Source organism: Lysinibacillus boronitolerans JCM 21713 = 10a = NBRC 103108 (assembly GCF_000772935.1).
GTDB classification, from domain to species: Bacteria; Bacillota; Bacilli; order Bacillales_A; family Planococcaceae; genus Lysinibacillus; species Lysinibacillus boronitolerans.
Genome location: NZ_JPVR01000078.1, coordinates 197,473 through 219,853 on the forward strand (window position 1 = coordinate 197,473; position 22,381 = coordinate 219,853).

Consider the following 22,381-nt stretch of genomic DNA (forward strand, 5'->3'; position numbering starts at 1 on the left):
CCATCTAAGATTTAACTTTCCATTCGACTTCCTCATGTTGATAATCAAAAACATGAATTTTACTTATCAATTCTATCATAATACAATAATCGTAGAATGAAGGAGGAGATAGCAATGAAGAAAATGGTAGAGTTTTTTTATGTGGATGCATTCACAACAGAAACGTTTGGAGGAAATCCAGCTGGCGTCATACCTCATGCAGAAAATTTAACGGATGAGGAAATGCTAAAAATAGCCAATGAATTAAATCTTTCGGAAACGGCCTTTCTTTTACCATCGAAAAATGAAAAGGCAGATTATCAAATAAAGTATTTTACCCCTACAAAAGAAGTGGACTTTTGCGGTCACGCTACGTTAGGTACTGCATGGTTGATGGCCAGTAAGTACAATTGGATTGATAAGGACGAGAAAATAATCTTTGAATCAAACATTGGACTAATTCCTGTAAAATGGATTACGGAAAACAATCACTTAACGAGCGTGTCCATGACTCAAGTACGTCCCCATGTAAAAAGTATAGACATTAGCCCTGAAGTCGTTTCGGACCTTGTGGGTTTAGATGAAACGGACATTGATGATCGATATCCGATAAAAATAGCGAACACAGGGGTCCCACATCTTATGGTTCCAGTTAAAACGCGTCATGCAATTGATCAAGCAGAGCCTAAATTAAATGAGCTTAAAAAGATGAACCATCATTTTAACATATCCACCACTCACCTCTTTACCTTTGACACAAATGGGGAATTTGATATTTATACAAGAGATTTTTGCCCAAATATAGGGATTGATGAAGATCCAGTTACAGGGGCAGCAAACGGTGCATTAGGCGGTTATTTATATCTAGAAAATATACTTGCTCAACAACAAAAACATCAATTAGTAATTGGGCAAGGCCATACGATTAATAGACCTGGAACTCTTTATGTCACGATTACACCTGATGGGGAGAACGCTGTTATTGAAGTAGCGGGAGCAGCAGTTGTTTCAATAGAGGGAAAAATACTTTTATAAAAACATTTTTCTGAATTTTCTGTGTTAATTAATAATAAAATCAACTTCTCTAAATTCTTCACTTAAATTTAGAGAAGTCTTATTTATGCCAAGTAGTGGTTAGTTTAATGCATTTAAATGCGTTTTTAAGTATTGCAAAAAAGGTTGCTCCATTAGATCGGTTTTTCGAGAGCAAATAAATAAACTTTGCTGAATAGCTGCCTGCTCAACATACACTTGAGCAAGTTTCCCGTTTATTATACTTTCAGCCACACTAGAGGACGGAGCTAAAGTCATGCCGTACCCCGCTTCCACTACTTTTATGGACTCATGTAAGCCCTGCATTTGAAGTCCTAATTTAGGTAATGGCGCATTAAACGTGTAAAATATGGACTCCAATAAATCGAGTGTCGAGCTACCACGTTCCCGATAAATAAAGTCCTCGTTCGATAATTCATGAAGGGAGACCGTTTGATTTGCTAGAGGATGTGAGGGATGGACTATAAACCAAAACGGGATATCTAATACCTTTTCAAATTGTAAATCTTCATGGCCAATTTTGCTTTGAACGACAAAACCAAAATCTACTTCATAATTCAGCACTTGCTCCTCCACAGATTGAACATTACCTAACGATACAAAAAATTCAATTTGAGGATGAGCAAGCTTGTATTTAGCGATGATAGGCGGAAGTATATAATTAATAGGGATATAAGAGGATGCTATATGTATTTTGTCTTCCTTTGCTAAAAACTTCCCAAGCTTCTCATCGATTTGTGCTTCTAAGTAAAATAAACGCATGCCCTGCTCGTATAAAAACTTCCCCTCTGGCGTTAATTGAATTCCACGCCCTTTACCTTCAATCAATTTTGCCCCTATTTCATTCTCTAATTTTCGAATTTGTATGGTAACAGCAGGTTGACTTAGTAGCATACTATTCGCTGCTGCAGTAATTCCGCCAAGCTTGGCTACATTCGTAAAGATCCTCAATGCATGTAAATTCATTCCATTCCACCCTTTCTATCCATAAATAATATTTATGAATAAGCAATAATTATATATTTGTTTTATGTATAGTTTACCAGTAATTTAAGTATTGAGGTGATTGAATGGAAATTTTACTACAGGAATGGTTAACAGTAAAAGGAGTTATTTTATTTACAATTGGTTTACTCGCAGCCATAATAGGCGTGCTTTTTGGGGCAGCAGGCTTTATTTTGATGCCTTCATTGTTACTCGTCGGCATTCCGATACATACAACCGTTGCCGTTAATAAATTTGCGACAGGCTTATCAGCCCTATCAAATGTTGTTTCATTTGTCATAAAAGGACAATTATCTATAAAAAAATATTTTTCTTTCATGATTGTTGCTAGTATAGGAGGAGTATTTGGGGCATTATTCGCAATCCTTTTATCGGAACAAATTATGAATGTGGTCGCTTGTATAAGCTTAATATTTGCATTTCTAATTGTCCTTTGCAGTAATAAATGGATTGTCAAAGATGTAAAAGAAACAGAGGAACAACTCTTGAGCAAGCTCATTCCATTTGCAATCTCCATATATGACGGTGGTTTTGGACCAGGTTCAGCTCTTATGAATATAACCTATTTCCTGAAAAAACAATACCATTATTTAAAAGCAGTCGAGTTAACAAGAATGCTCTCGTTATCAAGCTGTACAGGTGCTTTTCTCTTTTATTACTTTACTGGCATTGTTGATTGGGGAATTGCTATCCCTGTTTCAATTGGCTCTATTGCTGGCTCTTTCTTAGGTTTAAGGATCATTCCGTATATCCAAACAAAATGGATTCAAATTATTTTACCGATCATTTTTTTGTTCTTAATTGTTCAAGTTGTGTCGGATTTAATAAAATAAGCGAAACAAGTCCTACCTTTTTTGCCTCAAAATTTAAGGATATCTAAGGTAGAGCTTGTTTAGAATCCGCAATTTACGTTAGAAATAGCTACTGTTAGTAGAATAGACGAACAATTTTAGCAATAATAATTTTCATAGGTTTTATTTATCTACCGCCACTCACATGTATAATTTCTCCAAGAATATAATTGGAGGCATCAGAAGAAAGGAAGGCAATTACTTCTGCTATCTCTTTAGGCGCTGCAGCTCGTTTAATGGGTACAGAGGAAGCCATCCGTTCTAGCCGATTGTCACCAGGAGCAAATTTATCGTGAAAGGGTGTCTCTACCATTCCAGGCGCTACCCCATTCACGATAATTCCATATTCAATTAATTCTCTGGACATACCAATCGTCATTGTATTGACAGCTCCCTTAGCCGATGCATAATGAATACTTTCCCCTGCCCCACCAATACGTGCAGCTGCTGAAGAGACATTAATAATTTTTCCGCATTTCTTCGGAATCATATGTCTTAATACAGCTTGAGAGCATAAGAGTACACTATTGACATTTAGCTTGAATGTTTCTTCCCATAGCTCTTCACTCATCTCCATAAATGTACTTTGACGGATGCCACCTCCAGCATTATTCACTAAAACATCAATCGTGCCGAATGAAGAAATAGCCTGCTCAACCATTGCGTTCACATCTTCTTTATTTACAATATTAGCTTGAATAGCAATGGCGTCTCCACCTTGTTCTTGAATTCGTTGGACAGCTTCGTTGGCACCTTCCACATTTGTATGATAATTGATAATTACTTTAGCCCCGAGTTTTGCCAGTAGTTCAGCCGTGGCAAATCCAATACCCGAGCTTGCACCTGTGATAAGAATAACCTTTCCCGACAAGTTATGCATAGCGTCCCGCCTAACGTTTTTAATAGTAATTCGTTCATAAACAACTCAATGCTCATGCACCACGATCGTTAATTATATGGTGCTACTGCTAGTATATTTTTTAATGATCGTAACGAAAATCGCCACAAGAAATACAATCAAACTATTAATGAGTAAATAATAGGCAATGTTCAATCCATAGAATAACGCAAAGGGATCACGAATAATAATTAGTGCTATTACACTCCCTAGTCCACCAAATACACCTGCCAGTAGTAAAATGATGAAAGCAGCATGATATAGATTTTTCTTTTTTCTGAAGAATAGAAATCCAATCACATTTGCAGTAACAATCAAAAAGCCTATCAGTATGAAGAAAAAACCTTCCATTCAACTCCCTCTTTTCAAAACGATTTCGTCATGGGATAACTATTCCTTCCCCATGAATTAAAGTGGTCCACCCTCAAAACCAATAGGCCAACCATTTTCTTTAAATTTCACTTTATACTGAAATTCAAAGTGACCCTCATAAATAAAAGCTAAACTAAAGCCTGAAAATATATAACTATCAAAGTTAGCCATATTTCCAAAGCATATCGTCGATAAATAATAGCTGTTTATTTCTTGATTAGGAAAAAACTTATGTAAATACGCCAATGCGCAGCTTATATGTAAATGGAGTTCATCGAAAATTCTTTCCGCTAATTCGATGATCCCCACCTCAGGATTTTCATTATTTCCTTGGATAATTATCTCCACATCTTCCCATTCCCCGATATTCATACTGTATAACCACTGTTCCTGAATAAGATACTTCTCTTTATCGTATACAGGGGGATTGACTAGGTTTATTTTATTGATGTCATCTTTAGTCAACGGTTTTGCAAGAATAAGCTTATTATGCAAAATGTCTTTGATATTAGAGACCATATATTTTGATTTGTTTAATTCTAAAGAGTCCATTTTCCACCTCCGTTTAAAGTAATTATACCATCATCGCTCTACAACTATTGTAAGTTCAAAAAGAAAAAAGAGCTAGCTATGTAACTAATTCTAGAAAAGATAACCGCTTCAAATCAAAACATATCGTTACCTCTGTTATAACCAAATCAAGTGCCTATTTAATCTATCATCTATCAAGTTGTTCATATAAGAAGCCCCCAACCCTTGCATTCAAAATAGCAAAACAGCTATTCAAAAAGGTTCGTCCTTTTGAACAGCTGCTGCATTTTATTGCAATGGAATGTTTACTTCAATATTTTCCCCAATCGGATTAGGGTAATATTTTAAATATAGCTTAGCTTTTCCATTATATTCTTCAAATTGTGATGTCTCCACTACATACTGCTCGTCTCGTGAAATCGTCAAACCTTTGAATTCTAGCGGCGTACCATCTTCTTTTATGGCGTCAGAAAGCATTAATAATTTGCCCTCATTATTTTTATTCATCTTAACTGCTACACTTTGCTGCACTATTGAAATGTCCCCCTTAAAATAAGTAGGCTTCGTGAGTATCTCTTTTGTGCCAAAATCAACTTCGATAAAATCCTCACCCTTGGGCACAGCTTGAACGGCGCCAATCATAACCGTCAATGACGCTGGATCATCGAAATAATTACTTTGCAAATAGAGCGTAAATTTGCCATCGCGAATATCTCCACCTGTTGAAATGTCATTTCTAATACTATCTCTACGCTCACCGCTTTCTGTCATGACGGCAACATCATCCAGCGCTAATAGTTGCATTGTATTATCTTTGGCTACTTCTATATCGAGTGCCACTTTTAATGGCGAACGGCGAATTTGTGTAATCGTAAATTTCTGCCCATTGACATCGATTGTACGATTTGCAGTAAAAATTTTCTCCTTTGCGATCTCGTTTTTCAGTGAAAACGGTAAAGATATTTCAATGTTCCCCTTCTCTTCATCATGAAAATGAAATACTGCTTTAAAATCCTTTGAAGTATAGGCGATAGGCTTTAAAAAATTATATTTCACGGATGAAGAGATGTATGTTTGATTGCTTGCATTCATCGTAAACGTACAGCCGCATTCAATCTCCTCATCTCCTTGAAACAATTGAACTCGCTCTAAGTTTAATTTTGAAATATCAAATGAGGCATCAGCGTCATAGAACAATACAAATCCCGAATTATCGGCAACCACGCCCTGCAATGTAAGGGCTAGACCTTTTCTAGATTGCGTTACATTGATTTCTTCATAGTATTCATGATCTACAATATCTTTTATTCCTTTATCTATTGCAATCGCTGTTACAATTGCTTGAAAGCCAGGTATTTTTGCAACTTGGCTAGCAATCGTTGGTGAAACGCGAATTGAAAAGAGAAGGCTTAGACAAAGCATGGAGATGAATGTAACCGAAACAATGCGCTTCTTTCTTCTTTTTTCTCGTTGAACCTTCCGAAACATGTCCATGCGAACTTGTTGCAATTTCTCCTTTGGAACGTCAATCAATGGTTTACTCATAGCCAGTCCTCCTTTTCTCTAGCAAAGGTTCTAAGTTTCTTTAAAATGTGATGAAGCTTCGATTTTACAGTCCCCTCAGGAATTTGATTTAGCTCAGCAATTTCTTTATTTTTTAGTTGCTGGAAATATTTCATATAGACGAGTTGCTGCTCCGACAAAGATAAATGTTCCAATAATCTCTCCATATCTGAATAAATAACCCATTCAGATAAATGGTGTTCCTCAATTTGAACAGTCGGCGGACGTTTTCGTAAATGGTCTTTACAGCAATTGATTAAGACGCGCACAAGCCATGTTCTGGCATATTCGTGCTGTTGAACGGTATGCATTTTTTTGAGTGCCTTGTAAACAAGCTCCTGCATCACGTCCAGCGTGTCTTGCTCATTTTTCATATATGTAAAGGCCATGCGATATAAAATATCCTCATCCATTTCAATCAGTGAAAGTATCGCTTCTTGATCTCCACGTATAGCACGCTGCTCTAATTCAAATTTCATCCTTTTTCGCCTCCTTCTCTCATTAGACTCAACATTGTTGCATTTCGTTCAAAATTTTTGATATTTTTTAGGATCCTGTTATTACAACACTTCTCCCCATGAATCGTAAGAAGCGATTGCTCTAATTGAACAATCGCCTCTTCCCCTTACCTGTATGTATTGGTAAAAATTAAACACCATAATGAATCATCCATTTATCTTGTTTTATTGCTTCAGCTATTTTTTTGATTAATTCTTCAAGTTCTGCAGATTGGTACTCGACATTGGCTTCACTCACCATATTTAAAAATTGTTTATGAGAGCTCGGTGGTATCAAGGTTATCCCCCAATAGGCGAGACTTTTAAATGGCCTATTTGTGTTGTGTGCAAAAGTTTCGAGGTGATGTATTTTTTTGCCAAAATCCTTGGAAAGCAGTTCATCAAAGAGGTCACCATCTACACCGATGCAATTGTATTTTTCAGGTTCATAAGCAGCATATTCCTTGTCTTTTTCTATACAAGCAATGATTCCAAACTCATGAATGTATGGCATAGTATCGCAACCCCCAATTCCCTTATTGCCCAGCTAATGATTACGTTTCTTGCAAGAGAATCTTTGCAAGACGAAAAATGCCTTCCTCAATGGCTTGCTCATCAATTTTAGCAAAGCCTAGTACCCATCCTTTTCGATTATTTTCTAAGCAATACTTGCTCAGTGGATAAACACGTATCCCATTTTCGAGTGCGAGGTTCGTCATTGCTTCTTCATCAAACGATTCTTCCGCCTCAAGAAGCATATGCAAACCCGTTTCAATGCCACTTAGCTTGAAACGCTCGGCTAGTCCTGTCGCCATGATTGCCTTTGTCATCGCTTCATGTCTACGTCGATAGACATTTCTGGCTCTCCTCATATGACGCATAAAATGACCGTTCTCAATAAAATGAGCAAGCGTTAATTGCTCCATAATGGGAAGATGTCGATAGGTTAATTGTTGTACTTGCGCAAGCTGGCGGATGGCATCTTTTGGGCCGACCACAGCCGATATTCGTATGCCAGGAGCAACCATTTTAGAAAAACTCATCATATATAATGTGTTGTGAGGTTGTTGGCTAAACAAGGTAGGCAGCGGGCCACCTCGATACCTAAACTCACCATCATAATCATCTTCTACAATCCAAAATTGATTTTTCGCAGATTTTTGCAGCAATTGTTGTCTGCGTGGCTCAGACATTATGACACCAACCGCACATTGGTGAGAAGGTGTAACAAAAATAAGCTTTGTTTGTGGATCAATATGCTCTACTTGTACGCCATACTCATCCACAGGCACAGCAACAACATTCATACGCCGATATTTCATGGTCATCCAGGCTGCAGGAAAGCCTGGATCTTCAACAGAAACCGTTTCTCCTTCCTTAAGAAGGGCTTGGGCAATCAGATCGATGCTATGCTGTGCGCCAGAGGTTAAGATGATTTGGTCAATCTCTACATGTACACCTCTTTCAAATGTCAGGTAACGTTGAATCTTTTCACGCAGCGGTGTAAAACCGTAGGCATCGCCATAGCCCCAATTGGTCAGATCAGTTTCTGCTGAGGCCTGTAAAAACGATTGTCGCCAAGTTTTTCGGAAATGCTCGTCCAAATACGGCTCATGGGGACAAAAATCGATTGCGACGTTTCCATTTTCTTTGCCTCTAAACCAACTGTTTAATTCATCAACTGCCACGTTTAATAAAGGTAATGCTGGCGTTGATGGTCCTTGAGGAATCACCTCTTCTTGCAAGTTAGTTTTATATCCCCATTCACTCACCCTTGTTCCACCACGCCAATTTGTCACGGTATATCCTCGACTAAATAATTCCTCATATACAATTTGTATAGTTGAGCGTGAAACACCTACTAATAAGGCGAGTTCTCGGGATGGAGGGAGTAACTCCCCTGGTGGCCATTTTCCTGTTGTAATATGATGAATAGCTTGGTCAAGTAACTGTTGCCATATAGGATTTTTATCGTCTCGGTTAACTTGTAACATTCAATTCACTTCCAGTTAGAATATAGATTGTTAAAATATGAGAAAATTTATAGTTTTGTACAGTCGATAATTATTATACTATCAAATCGATCATTTTATAGATATAGGATGTTTGTAGTACACTTTGCATCATCTAAATACATGATAACATCCTTTTAAAGGCTACATCTGCAGCATGAATCGTTCTATCAATATCCTGTATGGAATGTGCAGTTGAGATAAATATGCTTTCATATTGAGAAGGAGGTAGGAGTATACCCTGTTTAAGCATTTCTTTATAAAAACGGCGAAACATCTCAGCATCTATTTTTCGAGCATCATCAAAATTTTGTAAGGGATGATCAATGAATGCGTAGCCAATCATTGTCCCAGCTTTCGTTGTTTTAAGTGGAATATGATTGGTATGAGCTGCTTTTGATAACCCTTGAATAAGCCGATCTGCTAACGCTTCGATATACGTATAACTGTTATGATTTAATTTATTGATTGTGGTATACCCCGCTACCATAGCGATTGGATTACCCGATAAGGTTCCAGCCTGATAAATATTACCTTCAGGTGCAATGTGATCCATGATTTCTTTTTTTCCACCATATGCTCCAACAGGCATCCCCCCACCAATGATCTTGCCTAAACATGTTAAGTCTGGTTTTATGTTATAAAGCCCTTGAGCAGAGTGGTAATCTATACGAAAACCAGTCATGACCTCATCGAGTATAAATAGTCCACCATATTTTGTAGTGAAAGAACGTATTGCTTGAAGAAATTCAGGGTTAGCTGGTATTCCCGCCATATTGCCTGCAAACGGTTCTACGATGACTGCTGCAATTTGTGGGCCATATTTATCAAAGATCTTTTTCAGGACTTCGATATTATTATAAGGAATGGAGATTGTATGCTTAGTGATCTCTACAGGTACACCCAGACTATCAGGAAGCCCTAATGTAGCAATTCCTGAGCCTGCCTTTACTAATAGATGATCACTGTGTCCATGATAGTTTCCATCAAATTTCACAATCATGTCTTTGCCAGTAAAGCCTCTAGCTAGTCTAATGGCACTCATTGTCGCTTCTGTACCCGAATTCACCATTCGTATCTTCTCTATGGAAGGAATGCGAGTCGATATTAATGTGGCTAGCTTATTTTCTAGTAAAGTTGGCAAGCCAAAACTTGTCCCCCTGTAAATGGCTTCAAGAAGTGCATCTGAAACTTCCTTATCTGCATGTCCATGAATTAATGGTCCCCAAGATAGAACATAATCTATATAGCGATTGCCATCAATATCATATATTTTCGAGCCTTTCCCATGACTTATAAAAATTGGTTCCATCCCAACTAATTGAAATGCTCTCACTGGGCTATTTACCCCACCAGGCATAAGTTTTTTTGCTATTTCAAAGGCTTCTATTGATTTCGTCGTATCGATGTTAAAAACCACCTTTCGCAGTGATATTATCTTTGTCTAAATTGTTGTCCCTCATTTATGCTTTGCTGTTTTCTAAGCAATGGAACATTCATTAATAAATGTGCGCCCAAACCAGCTACAAGCCCCCAAAATGCCCCGCCAACTCCAAGTAAAGTAACATTTGCGGCTGTTGCCAAAAAAGTAATGAGTGCTGTTTCGCGTCCAATCGGATTTGATAAAGCATTGGCAAGGCTACTACCAATTGTGCCTAGCAACGCTAATCCCGCTAATGTTGCAATGAACGTAGCTGGGAGAATTAAAAACAATGCAGCCAATGTTACCCCAAAAATACCGACAATTATATAAAAAATGCCACAGACAATACCTGCAATATAACGTTTGCTTGAATCCTCATGAGCGTCCTTCCCCGTACAGATGGCTGCTGTAATTGCTGCTATGTTAAAAGCATGTGATCCAAAGGGGGCTGTCAGGAGTGATCCCAATCCTGTTACAATCAAAATCGGATTGGCACTCGTTTTATATCCATCATTTCGCAACACTAACATGCCTGGCATGTACTGTCCTGTTAAGGTAATAATAAAAAGTGGCAAGGCGACACCCAATAATGCATGTAGAGAAAACGTTGGCGCAACAAATACAGGAGAGGCGAAGGCCAACTCGATATGGCTGAAATCTACCTGCCCCATACTTATTAAATAAATCAAGCCAATGACTAGAATACCGACAATCGCATAGCGAGATGTAAACCTTCTTAATACGATATACGTAGTAAACAGGACGATGACAAGTAAAGGTTCCACTTTCGCACCACCAAAGGCAGAAATACCAAATTGTAATAAAATACCTGCCAGTAGACCTGACGCAATGCCTGGAGGAATAAGTTGAACAAAACGTTCGAACATGCCTGATAAACCTAACAAAACAAAGGCTATTGCAGAAATAATATAAGCACCAATGGCTTCAGCATATGGGGTAACCGCTAAAGCCGAAACAAGAAACGCCACGCCTGGTGTTGACCAAGCTGTAATAATGGGTTCACGGTATCGGTAACTTAGCCATATACCCGTTACCCCCACACCAATGGAAATCGACCATATCCATGATGCAGTCATTTCTGGGCTTAGACCAGCAACCTTGGCAGCCTGAAACACCAAGATAAAAGTGCCCCCATAGTTAACTAAGACAGATATAAAAGCAGCGATGGTGGGCGACAGGAAATCACGCACATTCAGTGAAACGGATGTTGAGTTCATACACTTTCCTTCCTTTCTACAAATTATTTTAATCACTTCTTCATACTAGGAATTCAGCATGTATTCGCGTCCTTTAAGAACTGTTCCCTTCCTATATGGAATATCGTTTTCCTATTGTCATTAGCCCTCTTTATGTAACATGTCATTCCAGTAAAATTTCAATTTGTTTAATTCCAGTTAACGCTTTACTTGCCGCTATTTGATAAAATGTCAATCTACCTGAACTAAACAGTAGCACTTCCCCTCCTTGCTTGAACGGTCTTAGCATAACGTAATACGGATTGATAAAAAATATCCAAAACTACGAATTTTAGCAGTCCATAAAATTAGGTATAATAAAATAACCACTATCCCTATAGTGTAGTTTTATAAAAATGACTAATCGTTAAAAACAAAGATTGATCATTCATATTAAGTTTGATAAAAATCCTGTGTTGAAATGCAGGATTTTTTTGTCAACAAACGGGCCATTTAATAGAATAAAATACAATAATTATTGGACGCGAAGATTGTGAAGATTACTTAAACTAATGGTGCAGGTTAGTTGAAGTACCATCTCCTTTTTATATTGGAACTTTCATCTAAATACAAACGTTAAACTTATAAATTCTCTACTGTTATTAATAGTTTTGTGAAATAGAAAGGGGACTTTTATGAAATCCAATCTTTTGGTGTGGGTATTTTTTCTTCCTTTATTCTTATTTTTCAGTTTAATGCTATATATTGAAGTTTCAATTTATTCAGCTTTGCCTCCAGAACTAGGTGGAAGGGGTTTTTGGATAGAATTTAAAAATGCTTGGTATCGTTCAATTTGGTTTTATGCAATAGTATTGTTATTTTCCTTCTTGCTTTATTTGAAGTTTTTACATAAAGGAAAATAAAGAATTAATAAACTTTTGCTGTTGAACTAACGGGATGCTTTAGTTTAGCAAGAATTATGCTTATAATCTTCCACAATCGGGCGCGATTCTGGAACAAGAATCAGCGCTTTTTTTAATTAAAGGGCCAGATTATTGATAAACCTTTTCAATAAAATTGGACATTATTGTTGAATTATTGAGTAAAAGATTTTGAAGCTTTTCACTTAAACTAACGGGGCAGTTTAGTTCAAGAATTGATAGACGAAAAGGGACTAAAATATGGTAATATTATTTACAAATAGTCTTTTTTACATAAGGGGGATTTTTTTGAAAAAATATCTAAAAATTGTTGTTGTTTTTATTCTAATAATTTCATGTCTAACCCTTACTTCTTGTACAAAAACAGAAAAAGAGCAAAAAATACTTGACAAAGAAATGGTGTTCTCATTTGAGCACCCTCAAACCAAACAAAAATACAAAATCATTTATGCCAATCAACTGTTTTATCCGTATATTGAAAAGGTCAAAGATAATCCGAATCTTTCAACCTCGGAAACCTTAGAACTGTATAATAATGAGATTATTCAACCCATATATCAAGATTGTTTTGAAAATGGAGAATACCTTCATATGGCAGAAAACCTTCTTAATACGATTCCTAATGGGTTAACAGAAATAGAAGTGGTAAGTGAAAAAATGGAGACTCGTAAAGCAGAAATCAATCAACTTATACAAGAATCCCTTTTGAAATCAGCTGACCTCCTACCCTCTCAAAGTGATGTAGCAGTTTGTGTATTCCCTTCCTCTACCAATAATAGGGGGGCATTCGCAGTAGGGGCGGGCAAAATTATTATCCCACTTAATCTAAATGGTTTGGGGGATGCTTTAAAGTCAATCGTTGCCCACGAATACCATCACAGTGTTTGGGCGGAAAAGCATGCCAATGGGGACAGGTTTTCTGTTTTGGATAATATGGTTTTTGAAGGAAAAGCGGTCATGTTTGAAAAATCTGTATATCCTGACTACGACTATACTCCGATTTACTTGACTTACAACAAGGTTTTGTGGTCTAAAGTTAAACCTGATTTAAAAAATTATGACAGTAATCGTAGTTTAGAAATTTTAAATGGCGGAAAAGGGTTGCCGATATCTTACGGCTATAGTGAAGGCTACAAGATGGTTAAATCCTATCTTGACTTAAATCCTGATAAAACTCCAGAGGAATGGACTGCCTTAAGTGCAAAAGAAATTTTTGAAAAAGGAAACTATCTTGAAAACTATAAATAACAAATCTATGAATGAATTGACATATATTATAGGGGTAAATATATATTAAGAATTAGTTAAAAATAATTGAGTTGCGTATGCAGCTCTTTTTTTCTTATTGAACTAACCAGGTGCTTTAGTTCAAAAACGATCTTCAACAATCGGGCACTTTTCTGAAATTAGGAAAGCGTCTTTCTTCATGAAAAGGGCCAGATTGTTGAATAACAATTAGGTCACCAAAGGACGCTTTGGGAGCTTTTTTGTTAATGGTATAATATATTTAAAATTCCTTTATTAGGGTTGTTTGTGCGAGAACTATACTGTCAATAGATTGTCTTGGAGGAGAAGTGATTTTAAATGAATAGACGAAAATTGTATTGGGTATTACTTGTTCCTAGTGTTCTTATATATATTGTAACTTTAATTTTATTGCCTGAAAGTAAAAAGAATTATTCTGTATTTATAATTCTCTTATTTTGGATTGTTTATTATGGTGTTATTAAAATAAATGATTTGAAAAACAAACGAAGAAAATTATAGGGCATTTAATTGAAAAACCGATCTTCAACAATCGGGCGCAATTCTTTAATTAAGAATGCGTCTTTTTTCATGAAAGGGCCATATAGTTTGTAACATACTTTTGTCCCTATAGATACATCCTCATTGATTATTCAATACCTTTTTATAACGAAAGGTGTTTTTATTTATCTCGTTTTTAGTTAATCCTAGCTGAATATTGATTACAACAAATGCACCTATTCTGATGGTTTGTTGAACAGTCAAATTAAAGAGGAAATTCCTCAATTAGATGTAGATGTATTGTATTTAGCGGTCGTGGAAAGCTTTTTGAGGCAAAGCTTACGATACATAAACACAAGCAGAGCAAACAAAAATCGTTCGTTTAGATGCGTTAAGCGTTGAAAAGCAATTATCTTTTCGAAAACAACAACCAAAGAAATAGTAAAGCGTATTTTGAATTAATCAAAACACGCTTTTTTTATACTCAAATGAATTATTCTTTTATTATCATGTGCCTTCAAGTAGCGTTACCTTTAGATGACTTACAGTTAAAACACCAAGAAGTTGTGTACTGTCGCTACGAAAAGACTTACATAAAACATTTGTCACTGCCGTTTCACTTACGTTACATAAAACATTTGCTGAAAGAAGTTATACTGCAAACGATTTACTGTAAAACAATAGTTTTCGCTCGATCCTCATTGACAGTATAAAGGAAGAAGTTTAATGTAATATCTTTTTCTTTTATATTTTTAAATGTTTCTACTTGTTTGTGTGTTCTTAACACTCCGTCATTAGAACGAGTTTCAGCAAAGATTCTTTTGCCATTCTCATAAATAACATTTTGTGTAATACCTCCAAATTGCTCGTTCTTACTTTCTGATTCAACAATTAAATCATTACCTTTCGTATAGTAGGTAATATCAATTGGATACCCGTTTAATTCTGCATTTAGAGTCTTTGGAACTTCAGAAATATTTCTTAGCTCTACTTTGTCTTGCTTTCCAGCTTCATAAGAAATCTTCGCATCATTTAAAGTAAGAGAAATTTCTTTATTCGTAATATCCTTTATCAGCCCCATTGTTTCAAAAGAAATATAATCTTTAAAATTATTTCCCGATAATTCCTGCTCACCAATTCGTAATTTAAACTGACGATAGTTGAAATGAGCTATATTAGAATTAGAATCTATATATTTTTCATCAAAATAAAGCTTTACCTCACTCGGTGTAATAACAAGCTCGTTAAATTGAAGTTGCTGAGAGCCTATCTCAATTGTTTCGTCTATATCCATAACAAATGTAGATTTTTTAGCAAGATCCTGATTGTATTGGAAATCCAGGCTCCACGTATCTGGTTTATAACTTACTGTATCAGTATAACTTAAAAATACCCCTAATTTTTCTACCACTTCTTTTTGAATTTCTAGTGAATCACTACTTTTAATGACATTTGGTTTTGGACGTTTATGAGTAACGCCAAAACTCGCAATGTTTTCACCTTGAATTTTATAAGATAAATATGCGTTTTCTATGTTATTGGACTCCTCCAGATCGATAAGATAATCCAATGTATATTGCCCGTTTTGATATCCATTTGAAGTGAATTCTATATGTGATATTCCATCTTGATTTATAGTAATCTTTTCAGGGAACGCGTTCGATTGAACCACATCTTTTAACTCTACACTTTTCAACTGTGTCTCCTTTACACCTCCAAGTTGAAGTGTAACATTGCTGTTGTGCGGGATTCCCTCATCTGTATGTAGAATCCCTACTAATTGATCCGTTTCCTGATTATATACTGCGTTAGCCTCCAACTTTATTTCTTTTTCGTCATTTATTTTGAGTGATGCTTGTTCGAAATCTGCTGCATCGATTGGATAATCATGATCAATATCTAAGCTAAAGTTAATAGTAGTACCATTTTGATCTGAAATTACATTATGGATATTTAATACACCAGCTTCGTTTTCTACAGTTTTATTGACTTCCTGTCCAAAGCCATTTTCTAAAGAAGTAATAATGCCTGTTCTATTCATATTTCGCATCCAGTCCAAGATTTCTGTTGTATATTTAGCAAATACAGGTGTGGCTGATAAAACAATTGTGAACATAATGGCGGTTAATATAACTTGTGGTTTATAGCTATGTTTTTTAGTTTTATAATTTTGATTTTGTTGTTTACGGATGATTTTACTCCACATTTCATTCTCATTAGGATAATCTACTTGATCGTACTTCACTTTTTCTTTTATTAAATCGTCCATATTATTCACGATGATCCCTCCATTCAAATAACAAATTTTCATCTATTTGGATAAACTCTTTCGTTAATTTTTTACCTTTAAAAAGCCTCGATTTAACCGTTCCCTCAGGGATTTTTAGAATTTCAGCGATTTCTCTATCTTTACAGTCATGCACATATTTCAATATCATTACCTTTCGTATACGAATAGGCAATTTGTTCATTAAGTCGACTAACTCACTTTTATTTTCATTGAGCTGTATTGTACGCTCAATATTTTGGGATTTGTCAACTCGCATCAATGATAGGAATTCAAAATTTTCTTTTAATAGCAGTCTTTTCATTTTCTTTAAGTAATTTCGAGACATATTCATAGAAATACTAAGTAACCAAGATTTTTGATTTTGTATAGATTGGAAATCTTCACTCAAAGCTTTTGCAAATACATCCTGACAAAGGTCCTCTGCATCGTATTTATTTTGAAGCATGTAATAGCAAGCTCTGAAGACGTCCTTATAATATGTTTGAAACAAGACCCTTTCATCGCTAATTTGTTCCATATTCCCACCTCCTTTTCCGTTTTCTACACAAGTAACAATTTAGCATTATAAATAGTTCATTTTTTCAAATGGATCATCTGCCTTCGAATTTGATGGAGAAAGCACCTTATCTATTCAAAAACACTTATTTTAATTATAAATCTTCTTTAACTAACGGCGTGCTTACTTTAACAAGCAAAAGACAAATCACCGACTTGATATTCAGCAATCGGGCGCGATTCTGTAATAAGAATCAGTGCTCGTTATCATTAAAGGGCCAGATTGTGGAGTAATACTACACAAATAAATTAGTATGAATGTTAAAATATAGATATATTTGTAGAAAGTTCACATAAATTTACTGAACAGTTCAGTGTATCAATTTTTTTACAAGTCATTCAAAATAGGAGATTAAAATGGATATTGTCTTAAAGAAAATGTCAGAAAAAGAATTTACAATTTATTTAGAAGATAAGGTAGAGAGATATAGCAAAGTTCAATCAGAAAATGTCCATGAGGTAAGTAGCGAAGATCCTCTTTCAATAGCACGTAAACAGTTATATAATCTACTTCCTCAAGGAATAGCAACCTCTAATCATCATTTATATAATATATATGAAGATGATTCGTTAATTGGATTTGTTTGGATAAAGGTTGAAAAGGAAAAGAAAAGTGCATTTCTTTATGAGATATTTATTTTTGAAGAATACAGAGGTAAAGGTTTCGGGACTAGAGTGATGAAAAATGTTGAGGAGTGGTTAGAACGGGAAGGAATTTATTACTTCAAACTTCATGTTTTTGGAAGTAATGAAGGGGCTAGGAAACTATATGAGGAACTCGGATTTGAAATAGCGGGAATAAATATGCTCAAAACTATCAACTGACATTTAGTAATTTGTTACATGGAAGTAACGAGGGCTTTAGTTGAATCACAACCTTCTACAATCGGGCGCAATTCTTATAAAAGAATTTGTGTCTTTTTAATTAACATCTTTCAAAGCGGTTTTGCATACTTGAAAGAAATTGTTCAGTAACTTGAGTGGACATAGGAGGAAAGCATATAGACAATAATCTGATACAAGGAATACAAAATAAGGCACATATACTACCTTGTTTTAGGTGCAGGATAGTAAAAAACACCAACTAAAAGAAATTAGTCAGTGTTTCGTGTTTAATTTATACAAGAAACTCTAGTTTATTTTCTACAAGAGTCTGAAATCTATCCATAAATAGTGCTGCATGGTAACCATCGCAGACAGAATGATGAACCTGCAAGGATAAAGGTAAATAAATATTACTAGTTTTATTGATAAACCTACCTGCAGTGATTATCGGCAAACAATAATTTGGGCTATTATTCACGTTTAAGTTAAAACCAGTAAAAGAAGTCCATGGAATCATAGAAATATTGACGACATTTTCAGGGATCGGTGTTTTAGGAAAAAGCTTTCCTTTACCATTGAACTTCTCAGTATCGGAAATATAGTTCTCATAAAACTTTTTAAAACCTTCATCTGTATTTGTATAAATGGCTGAAAATAACTCTGATTGCTTATCAAAGATAGTATACATTGGGACTACCTTATCCCAGTATCCAAACTCTCCAGCAGAATTAAAGTTCATTCTAAAATGTTTATGTGAATTTGCTACATGAGTGATTAAAAAGATGAGTACAGGATAGAATTTATATCCCTTATCTTTTGTAATTTTATAAAGTTCGGTAATATCAATAGTTCTGGTGATGCTAAAGCTCGTTTGTTGATTTAAAAAATGATTGAAAATTTCTTTTCGTTCCCAATTATTAATATCAATTTTATTGAATCTCATCTTATAAAGCCTCCTAAAATTTAAAATCTAGATAATTTTAGGAAGCTAATTTGACTGCTTTTTTCATAAGATCATTCCTTTTATTTTATATAAGTCAATCTTAACATATAATTACGGTTTCGATTAATTTAGATTTGCATAGCGAGCTTACTGCTAATCCAAAAACTACTGAACAATATGAGGACATCATGCAATAGCTTATTCTTCAATAATAGGGCGCAATTGTGGAACAACATAGCTGAAAAATGATCAAACTTTTTTATAAAAATCTCATGCTTATCTAAAGAGAGTAACTCCATTTTGATCAATTTTTCAAAATGGAGTTTTTGATGTTGCTATTAGATAAGATTAGAGCTATTTGTTAATCCATCTTTATTCCAAAGCTACATATCTGACTAGAGTTAGCGGTGCTTGCAGTGATTTGATGTACTAATTTCTGAAAACCAATACTATGTATGTGGGATTTTCTCAATATTGAACATCTCCCCTAAGGCAATTGGATTTTCTTTCGCGGTAATATGTTGAGGATCAATACGGTAAACTTGAACAGGCCCTCCGAAAATGGCTGATCGATATTTGTCCACGTGTTGCTGGGATAAGGGGCGATTATAGTAACCAGGTACATATTTATTTATCATTTCTTGCAACATATGTGTCGCTTCATCCAAATCGAAAATTGGCTGAGCCTTGCCAAAAACCATGACACTCATATAAGCCGTGTCCGTCTTTGCAGGTACTGGATTTGTAATGGTTCCATATTCATCACAAACCGTAAAGCAAACCTCTGGATTCTCTTCCATCACTTGATTTCGTCTCCCGCCAGTGGCTCCATGGAAATAAAGCACTCCATTTGTCCACACAAAATTAAGGGGGACAACATACGGCAAATGACCATCAACCATACCCAAATGCCCAATGCGAGCTTGCTGCAAAAATGCATCAATTTTGTTCTTGTCCAACACTTCTCTTACTTTATAACGTACCTTATCCATTGTTATCACTCCTACTTGTAGTATGATGTGATTTTATCAACCTTTGGATTGAATAAAAACGTCCATAACAACAACAATTAAGCAATCCATTTTCCACTTAAAACAAAGACAAAACCACCGTTCGAACAAATAATGCTCAAACGATGGTGCTATTTTTTAGGAGATAGGTAATTATAAGCTTATTGGCTGACTAACTTTGCTATATTTGCCTTCAAAGAACGCAAGTGGTGAACCATCGCTCATCTCAATATTGGACTACATCTATCCTACAAAAGCAGAAGCCTCTTATTTTATTTGAGGTTTGTGGTTATTACGTACTTTTCACTTAAACTTTGCTAAAATACAACATAAAGACTATTTCATTTTTACGATGATCTTCCCTTTTGCCCTACCTGACTCCGCATATTCCATCGCCTTTTGGGCTTCTTCAAATGAAAAAGTTCTATCAATGATGGGTTTGATTTTACCAGATTCAATTAAATCTGCGATAATTCGTAATTGCTCGCCACTTGGCTTCATAAATAAGAAGGAATATTGAGCATGATGTTTCTTTTCAAGTGCAGTCAGTTTATGACTTGCCGCTGAAAATAACAGTGTTTTAAAAAATCCTGCACCATATTCTTTGGCGAAACGAGCATTCGGCCTGCCTGATACGGAGACAATTTTCCCACCCTCCTTGATAATCTCGAAGGATTTTTCTAAGGTCTTTCCTCCAAGCGTATCAAAGACTGCATCATAATTTTTCAGTATAGCTTCAAAGTTTTCTTTCTTATAATTAATCACTTTATCTGCACCCAACGATGTAACTAAGTCTGCACCAGCTTCGCTAGCGGTTGTTGCCACTGTGGCACCCATTGCCTTTGCTAGTTGAATAGCAAAGGTACCTACACCACCAGAGCCAGCATGGATTAAAATCTTTTGACCTTTTTGTAATTGCATGATGTCATGTAAGGCTTGGTATGACGTTAAGCCAACCAGTGGGATTGATGCGGCCTCCTCAAAGCTCAAATTTTTAGGTTTTAGGGCTATGTCATCTTCATGAATAGAGATGTATTCGGCAAAAGTACCAATTTTACTCTTCCTTGGACGTGCATAAATTTCATCTCCTACTTTAAAGCGAGTCACTTTTTCACCAACCTTTACGACGACCCCTGAAAAATCATTTCCAAGAATCAGTGGCATTTTATATTGGATTAACAGCTTCACTTTCCCATCACGGATTTTAAAATCAATCGGATTAATACTTGCTGCATGGATTTCAGCAAGTACCTCATATTCATTTATTTCAGGTGTAGGCACTTCTGCCAAGCGCATTGGGGCTTTGCCATATTGATCTATCACCATTGCTTTCATCGTTCATTCCTCCAGATAATCTTTTATATTGTCAATAAAATTCCGTTAACAACGTCTCAATATCCAAAACAAGATTTTTTAACAAACCTAGTTTTGTCCGTATATCGATATAGTAAAAGTTTTTTGTACCTTCTTTACGCATTAAAATAACTCCAGCATCTCGCAAAATCTTAAGATGATGTGACACAGCGGGTCGAGAAAGATGTGTTTGTTCCGTGATTTCTCCTACACGCAATCCCGTTTGACAATCTGTACTCATTAAAACCATTAAAATGGCTTGTCTGGTTTCATCACCAATTGCTAATAATACCTTTTGAGAATTTATAAAGTCCTCCTTAATCAAGTTAAGCTGGTCCTGTTTATTCATATAAATCCCTCCTCTTACTAATCAGTTGAATAGTTTAAGTTAATGAACCATTGCTGCATATAACGATATAATATTGCCCTATTCGCTGCAATATTGGGAAAGTAAATCGAGACGAATGATTTTTAAAGGCATACACCTTATTTTCCCCTCTTTCCATAAAAAAACACAGAAGTCACATGGACTTCTGTGTTATTTGCTCTCCTTAATAAGAGCTTTCATATCTCCAACGATTGTTTCAACTGGTACGTTTGTCGCGCCATCATAGTCTTTTACAACTGTGCCGTCTGCGTTTACTAAATAATAGCTCGACATATGTATGACTTGGTCTGAGTTAGGATCGTTTTTAACTAATGAATTAAATGATTTACGTGCAAATTGTTCAATAAATTTTTGTTGGTAGCCCGTTAATAGCTGCCATTTGCTTTCATCTACAACATTATACGTATTTAAGTAATTTGTTAAAACATCAGGCTTATCCACTTCTGGATCCACACTAAATGCCACAATTTGATAATCCTCAAGGCCTTCATCCTGTAGTGCTTGTTGAACTTCTGTCATATTAAATGTCATGGGAGGACAAATTGTCGTACAATTTGTAAAAATAAACATGGCTAACCAAGGCTTACCTTTAAGATCATCTAGGCTTACTTGTTCATTTTTTTGATTCGTTACAGTGAAATCTTGAACCTCGAGATTTAATGTTGGTTCAAATTTGTAACTACCGCAAGCAGCTAGAATGCTACTTAATGCTAGAACTAAAACTAGCAATATACTTTTCTTTGTCATTAGTGGTGCCCACTTCCCTTCATTTCATCACTTTATTTTATTCATTATAGAAGCTAAACACAAGATAATGGACTTACACCTAGATTGCTATTTGTATAACATGTGAACATTAACTGATTCTGGAATTCCGCCTCACTAAATCTTCCAAATGACACATCCTTTTCAAAATTTTTTTCATAGCTTTTTTTTATTATTTTTGTTAT

22 protein-coding genes are annotated in these 22,381 nt (G+C 35.6%); 5 read left to right on the top strand and 17 right to left on the bottom strand.

Features of this window, described 5'->3' with window-relative positions:
* Nucleotides 1–114 precede the first annotated feature (114 nt).
* On the top strand, nt 115–1,014 hold the full coding sequence (locus tag CD31_RS16460; protein ID WP_036079207.1) for a PhzF family phenazine biosynthesis protein: 900 nt from the start codon (nt 115–117) through the stop codon (nt 1,012–1,014).
* 99 nt (nt 1,015–1,113) lie between these two features.
* Here CD31_RS16460 and CD31_RS16465 read toward each other — a convergent pair whose 3' ends face one another.
* A complete protein-coding gene (locus tag CD31_RS16465) occupies nt 1,114–1,998 on the bottom strand; it encodes a LysR family transcriptional regulator (RefSeq protein WP_036079209.1) in 885 nt (294 codons plus the stop codon).
* A gap of 104 nt (nt 1,999–2,102) precedes the next feature.
* On the opposite strand from CD31_RS16465, the gene CD31_RS16470 reads away from it, so the two are divergent.
* Nucleotides 2,103–2,870: a sulfite exporter TauE/SafE family protein gene (locus tag CD31_RS16470; protein WP_036079212.1), complete on the top strand. Its 768-nt coding sequence runs from the start codon at nt 2,103–2,105 to the stop codon at nt 2,868–2,870.
* A gap of 145 nt (nt 2,871–3,015) precedes the next feature.
* Here the strand turns inward: CD31_RS16470 and CD31_RS16475 are convergent, their stop codons facing one another.
* The 9 genes from CD31_RS16475 to CD31_RS16515 form a co-directional block, all read right to left on the bottom strand.
* Entirely contained in the window at nt 3,016–3,768 is a 753-nt protein-coding gene (locus tag CD31_RS16475; protein ID WP_036079214.1) for an SDR family NAD(P)-dependent oxidoreductase, read from the bottom strand.
* 72 nt (nt 3,769–3,840) lie between these two features.
* Nucleotides 3,841–4,137 (bottom strand): hypothetical protein, encoded by a 297-nt coding sequence (locus tag CD31_RS16480; RefSeq protein ID WP_036079216.1) that lies wholly within the window; start codon nt 4,135–4,137, stop codon nt 3,841–3,843.
* A gap of 57 nt (nt 4,138–4,194) precedes the next feature.
* Nucleotides 4,195–4,710 (bottom strand): hypothetical protein, encoded by a 516-nt coding sequence (locus tag CD31_RS16485; RefSeq protein WP_036079218.1) that lies wholly within the window; start codon nt 4,708–4,710, stop codon nt 4,195–4,197.
* A gap of 267 nt (nt 4,711–4,977) precedes the next feature.
* Nucleotides 4,978–6,234, bottom strand: a complete 1,257-nt coding sequence (locus tag CD31_RS16490) for a DUF4179 domain-containing protein (protein ID WP_036079221.1) — start codon at nt 6,232–6,234, stop codon at nt 4,978–4,980.
* Nucleotides 6,231–6,731, bottom strand: a complete 501-nt coding sequence (locus CD31_RS16495; protein ID WP_036079222.1) for a sigma-70 family RNA polymerase sigma factor — start codon at nt 6,729–6,731, stop codon at nt 6,231–6,233. Before CD31_RS16495 ends, CD31_RS16490 begins: the two co-directional genes overlap by 4 nt.
* 169 nt (nt 6,732–6,900) lie before the next feature.
* Complete coding sequence (locus tag CD31_RS16500) at nt 6,901–7,263, bottom strand: hypothetical protein (RefSeq protein ID WP_036079224.1); 363 nt, start codon at nt 7,261–7,263, stop codon at nt 6,901–6,903.
* A gap of 40 nt (nt 7,264–7,303) precedes the next feature.
* On the bottom strand, nt 7,304–8,743 hold the full coding sequence (pdxR, locus tag CD31_RS16505; RefSeq protein WP_036079226.1) for a MocR-like pyridoxine biosynthesis transcription factor PdxR: 1,440 nt from the start codon (nt 8,741–8,743) through the stop codon (nt 7,304–7,306).
* Between the two features lie 133 nt (nt 8,744–8,876).
* Nucleotides 8,877–10,169, bottom strand: coding sequence for a glutamate-1-semialdehyde 2,1-aminomutase (gene hemL, locus CD31_RS16510; RefSeq protein WP_244905031.1), 1,293 nt, complete (start codon nt 10,167–10,169; stop codon nt 8,877–8,879).
* A gap of 26 nt (nt 10,170–10,195) precedes the next feature.
* Entirely contained in the window at nt 10,196–11,422 is a 1,227-nt protein-coding gene (locus CD31_RS16515) for a benzoate/H(+) symporter BenE family transporter (protein WP_081977509.1), read from the bottom strand.
* A 653-nt stretch (nt 11,423–12,075) separates the two neighbouring features.
* Here CD31_RS16515 and CD31_RS16520 point away from each other — a divergent pair.
* Together CD31_RS16520 and CD31_RS16525 are read left to right on the top strand one after the other, a co-directional pair.
* Nucleotides 12,076–12,303, top strand: a complete 228-nt coding sequence (locus tag CD31_RS16520) for a hypothetical protein (protein WP_036079237.1) — start codon at nt 12,076–12,078, stop codon at nt 12,301–12,303.
* 306 nt (nt 12,304–12,609) lie between these two features.
* Nucleotides 12,610–13,569: a DUF2268 domain-containing putative Zn-dependent protease gene (locus CD31_RS16525; RefSeq protein WP_036079239.1), complete on the top strand. Its 960-nt coding sequence runs from the start codon at nt 12,610–12,612 to the stop codon at nt 13,567–13,569.
* A 1,165-nt stretch (nt 13,570–14,734) separates the two neighbouring features.
* Here the strand turns inward: CD31_RS16525 and CD31_RS16535 are convergent.
* The gene (locus CD31_RS16535; RefSeq protein ID WP_244905032.1) at nt 14,735–16,336 is read right to left on the bottom strand and encodes a DUF4179 domain-containing protein; all 1,602 of its coding nucleotides are present in this window, start codon (nt 16,334–16,336) and stop codon (nt 14,735–14,737) included.
* Nucleotide 16,337: 1 nt separating this feature from the next.
* Complete coding sequence (locus CD31_RS16540) at nt 16,338–16,874, bottom strand: RNA polymerase sigma factor (protein WP_036079243.1); 537 nt, start codon at nt 16,872–16,874, stop codon at nt 16,338–16,340.
* Between the two features lie 395 nt (nt 16,875–17,269).
* On the opposite strand from CD31_RS16540, the gene CD31_RS16545 reads away from it, so the two are divergent.
* Nucleotides 17,270–17,737, top strand: a complete 468-nt coding sequence (locus CD31_RS16545; RefSeq protein ID WP_036079245.1) for a GNAT family N-acetyltransferase — start codon at nt 17,270–17,272, stop codon at nt 17,735–17,737.
* A 292-nt stretch (nt 17,738–18,029) separates the two neighbouring features.
* On the opposite strand, the gene catA is transcribed toward CD31_RS16545, so the two are convergent.
* From catA to CD31_RS16570, 5 genes are all read right to left on the bottom strand, one after another.
* Nucleotides 18,030–18,680 carry a type A chloramphenicol O-acetyltransferase gene (catA, locus tag CD31_RS16550; RefSeq protein WP_036079248.1) on the bottom strand — a complete coding sequence of 217 codons (651 nt, stop codon included), beginning with the start codon at nt 18,678–18,680 and terminating at the stop codon, nt 18,030–18,032.
* A gap of 449 nt (nt 18,681–19,129) precedes the next feature.
* On the bottom strand, nt 19,130–19,672 hold the full coding sequence (locus tag CD31_RS16555) for a pyridoxamine 5'-phosphate oxidase family protein (RefSeq protein WP_036079250.1): 543 nt from the start codon (nt 19,670–19,672) through the stop codon (nt 19,130–19,132).
* Nucleotides 19,673–20,026: 354 nt separating this feature from the next.
* Nucleotides 20,027–21,025, bottom strand: coding sequence for an NADP-dependent oxidoreductase (locus CD31_RS16560; RefSeq protein ID WP_036079258.1), 999 nt, complete (start codon nt 21,023–21,025; stop codon nt 20,027–20,029).
* Between the two features lie 31 nt (nt 21,026–21,056).
* On the bottom strand, nt 21,057–21,392 hold the full coding sequence (locus CD31_RS16565) for an ArsR/SmtB family transcription factor (protein WP_016993893.1): 336 nt from the start codon (nt 21,390–21,392) through the stop codon (nt 21,057–21,059).
* 189 nt (nt 21,393–21,581) lie between these two features.
* Complete coding sequence (locus tag CD31_RS16570) at nt 21,582–22,178, bottom strand: SCO family protein (protein ID WP_036079260.1); 597 nt, start codon at nt 22,176–22,178, stop codon at nt 21,582–21,584.
* Nucleotides 22,179–22,381 lie beyond the last annotated feature (203 nt).

Excerpts from the sequence above, each read along its gene's own strand:
- CD31_RS16490 (WP_036079221.1), bottom strand. The coding sequence starts at position 6,234 with ATGAGTAAACCATTGATTGACGTTCCAAAGGAGAAATTGCAACAAGTT.
- CD31_RS16540 (WP_036079243.1), bottom strand. The coding sequence starts at position 16,874 with ATGGAACAAATTAGCGATGAAAGGGTCTTGTTTCAAACATATTATAAG.
- CD31_RS16565 (WP_016993893.1), bottom strand. The coding sequence starts at position 21,392 with ATGAATAAACAGGACCAGCTTAACTTGATTAAGGAGGACTTTATAAAT.
- CD31_RS16555 (WP_036079250.1), bottom strand. The coding sequence starts at position 19,672 with ATGGATAAGGTACGTTATAAAGTAAGAGAAGTGTTGGACAAGAACAAA.
- CD31_RS16495 (WP_036079222.1), bottom strand. The coding sequence starts at position 6,731 with ATGAAATTTGAATTAGAGCAGCGTGCTATACGTGGAGATCAAGAAGCG.
- CD31_RS16485 (WP_036079218.1), bottom strand. The coding sequence starts at position 4,710 with ATGGACTCTTTAGAATTAAACAAATCAAAATATATGGTCTCTAATATC.
- CD31_RS16515 (WP_081977509.1), bottom strand. The coding sequence starts at position 11,422 with ATGAACTCAACATCCGTTTCACTGAATGTGCGTGATTTCCTGTCGCCC.
- CD31_RS16465 (WP_036079209.1), bottom strand. The coding sequence starts at position 1,998 with ATGAATTTACATGCATTGAGGATCTTTACGAATGTAGCCAAGCTTGGC.
- pdxR (WP_036079226.1), bottom strand. The coding sequence starts at position 8,743 with ATGTTACAAGTTAACCGAGACGATAAAAATCCTATATGGCAACAGTTA.
- CD31_RS16570 (WP_036079260.1), bottom strand. The coding sequence starts at position 22,178 with ATGACAAAGAAAAGTATATTGCTAGTTTTAGTTCTAGCATTAAGTAGC.
- CD31_RS16560 (WP_036079258.1), bottom strand. The coding sequence starts at position 21,025 with ATGAAAGCAATGGTGATAGATCAATATGGCAAAGCCCCAATGCGCTTG.
- CD31_RS16545 (WP_036079245.1), top strand. The coding sequence starts at position 17,270 with ATGGATATTGTCTTAAAGAAAATGTCAGAAAAAGAATTTACAATTTAT.
- CD31_RS16470 (WP_036079212.1), top strand. The coding sequence starts at position 2,103 with ATGGAAATTTTACTACAGGAATGGTTAACAGTAAAAGGAGTTATTTTA.
- CD31_RS16535 (WP_244905032.1), bottom strand. The coding sequence starts at position 16,336 with ATGGACGATTTAATAAAAGAAAAAGTGAAGTACGATCAAGTAGATTAT.
- CD31_RS16480 (WP_036079216.1), bottom strand. The coding sequence starts at position 4,137 with ATGGAAGGTTTTTTCTTCATACTGATAGGCTTTTTGATTGTTACTGCA.
- CD31_RS16500 (WP_036079224.1), bottom strand. The coding sequence starts at position 7,263 with ATGCCATACATTCATGAGTTTGGAATCATTGCTTGTATAGAAAAAGAC.
- catA (WP_036079248.1), bottom strand. The coding sequence starts at position 18,680 with ATGAGATTCAATAAAATTGATATTAATAATTGGGAACGAAAAGAAATT.
- CD31_RS16475 (WP_036079214.1), bottom strand. The coding sequence starts at position 3,768 with ATGCATAACTTGTCGGGAAAGGTTATTCTTATCACAGGTGCAAGCTCG.
- CD31_RS16460 (WP_036079207.1), top strand. The coding sequence starts at position 115 with ATGAAGAAAATGGTAGAGTTTTTTTATGTGGATGCATTCACAACAGAA.
- CD31_RS16520 (WP_036079237.1), top strand. The coding sequence starts at position 12,076 with ATGAAATCCAATCTTTTGGTGTGGGTATTTTTTCTTCCTTTATTCTTA.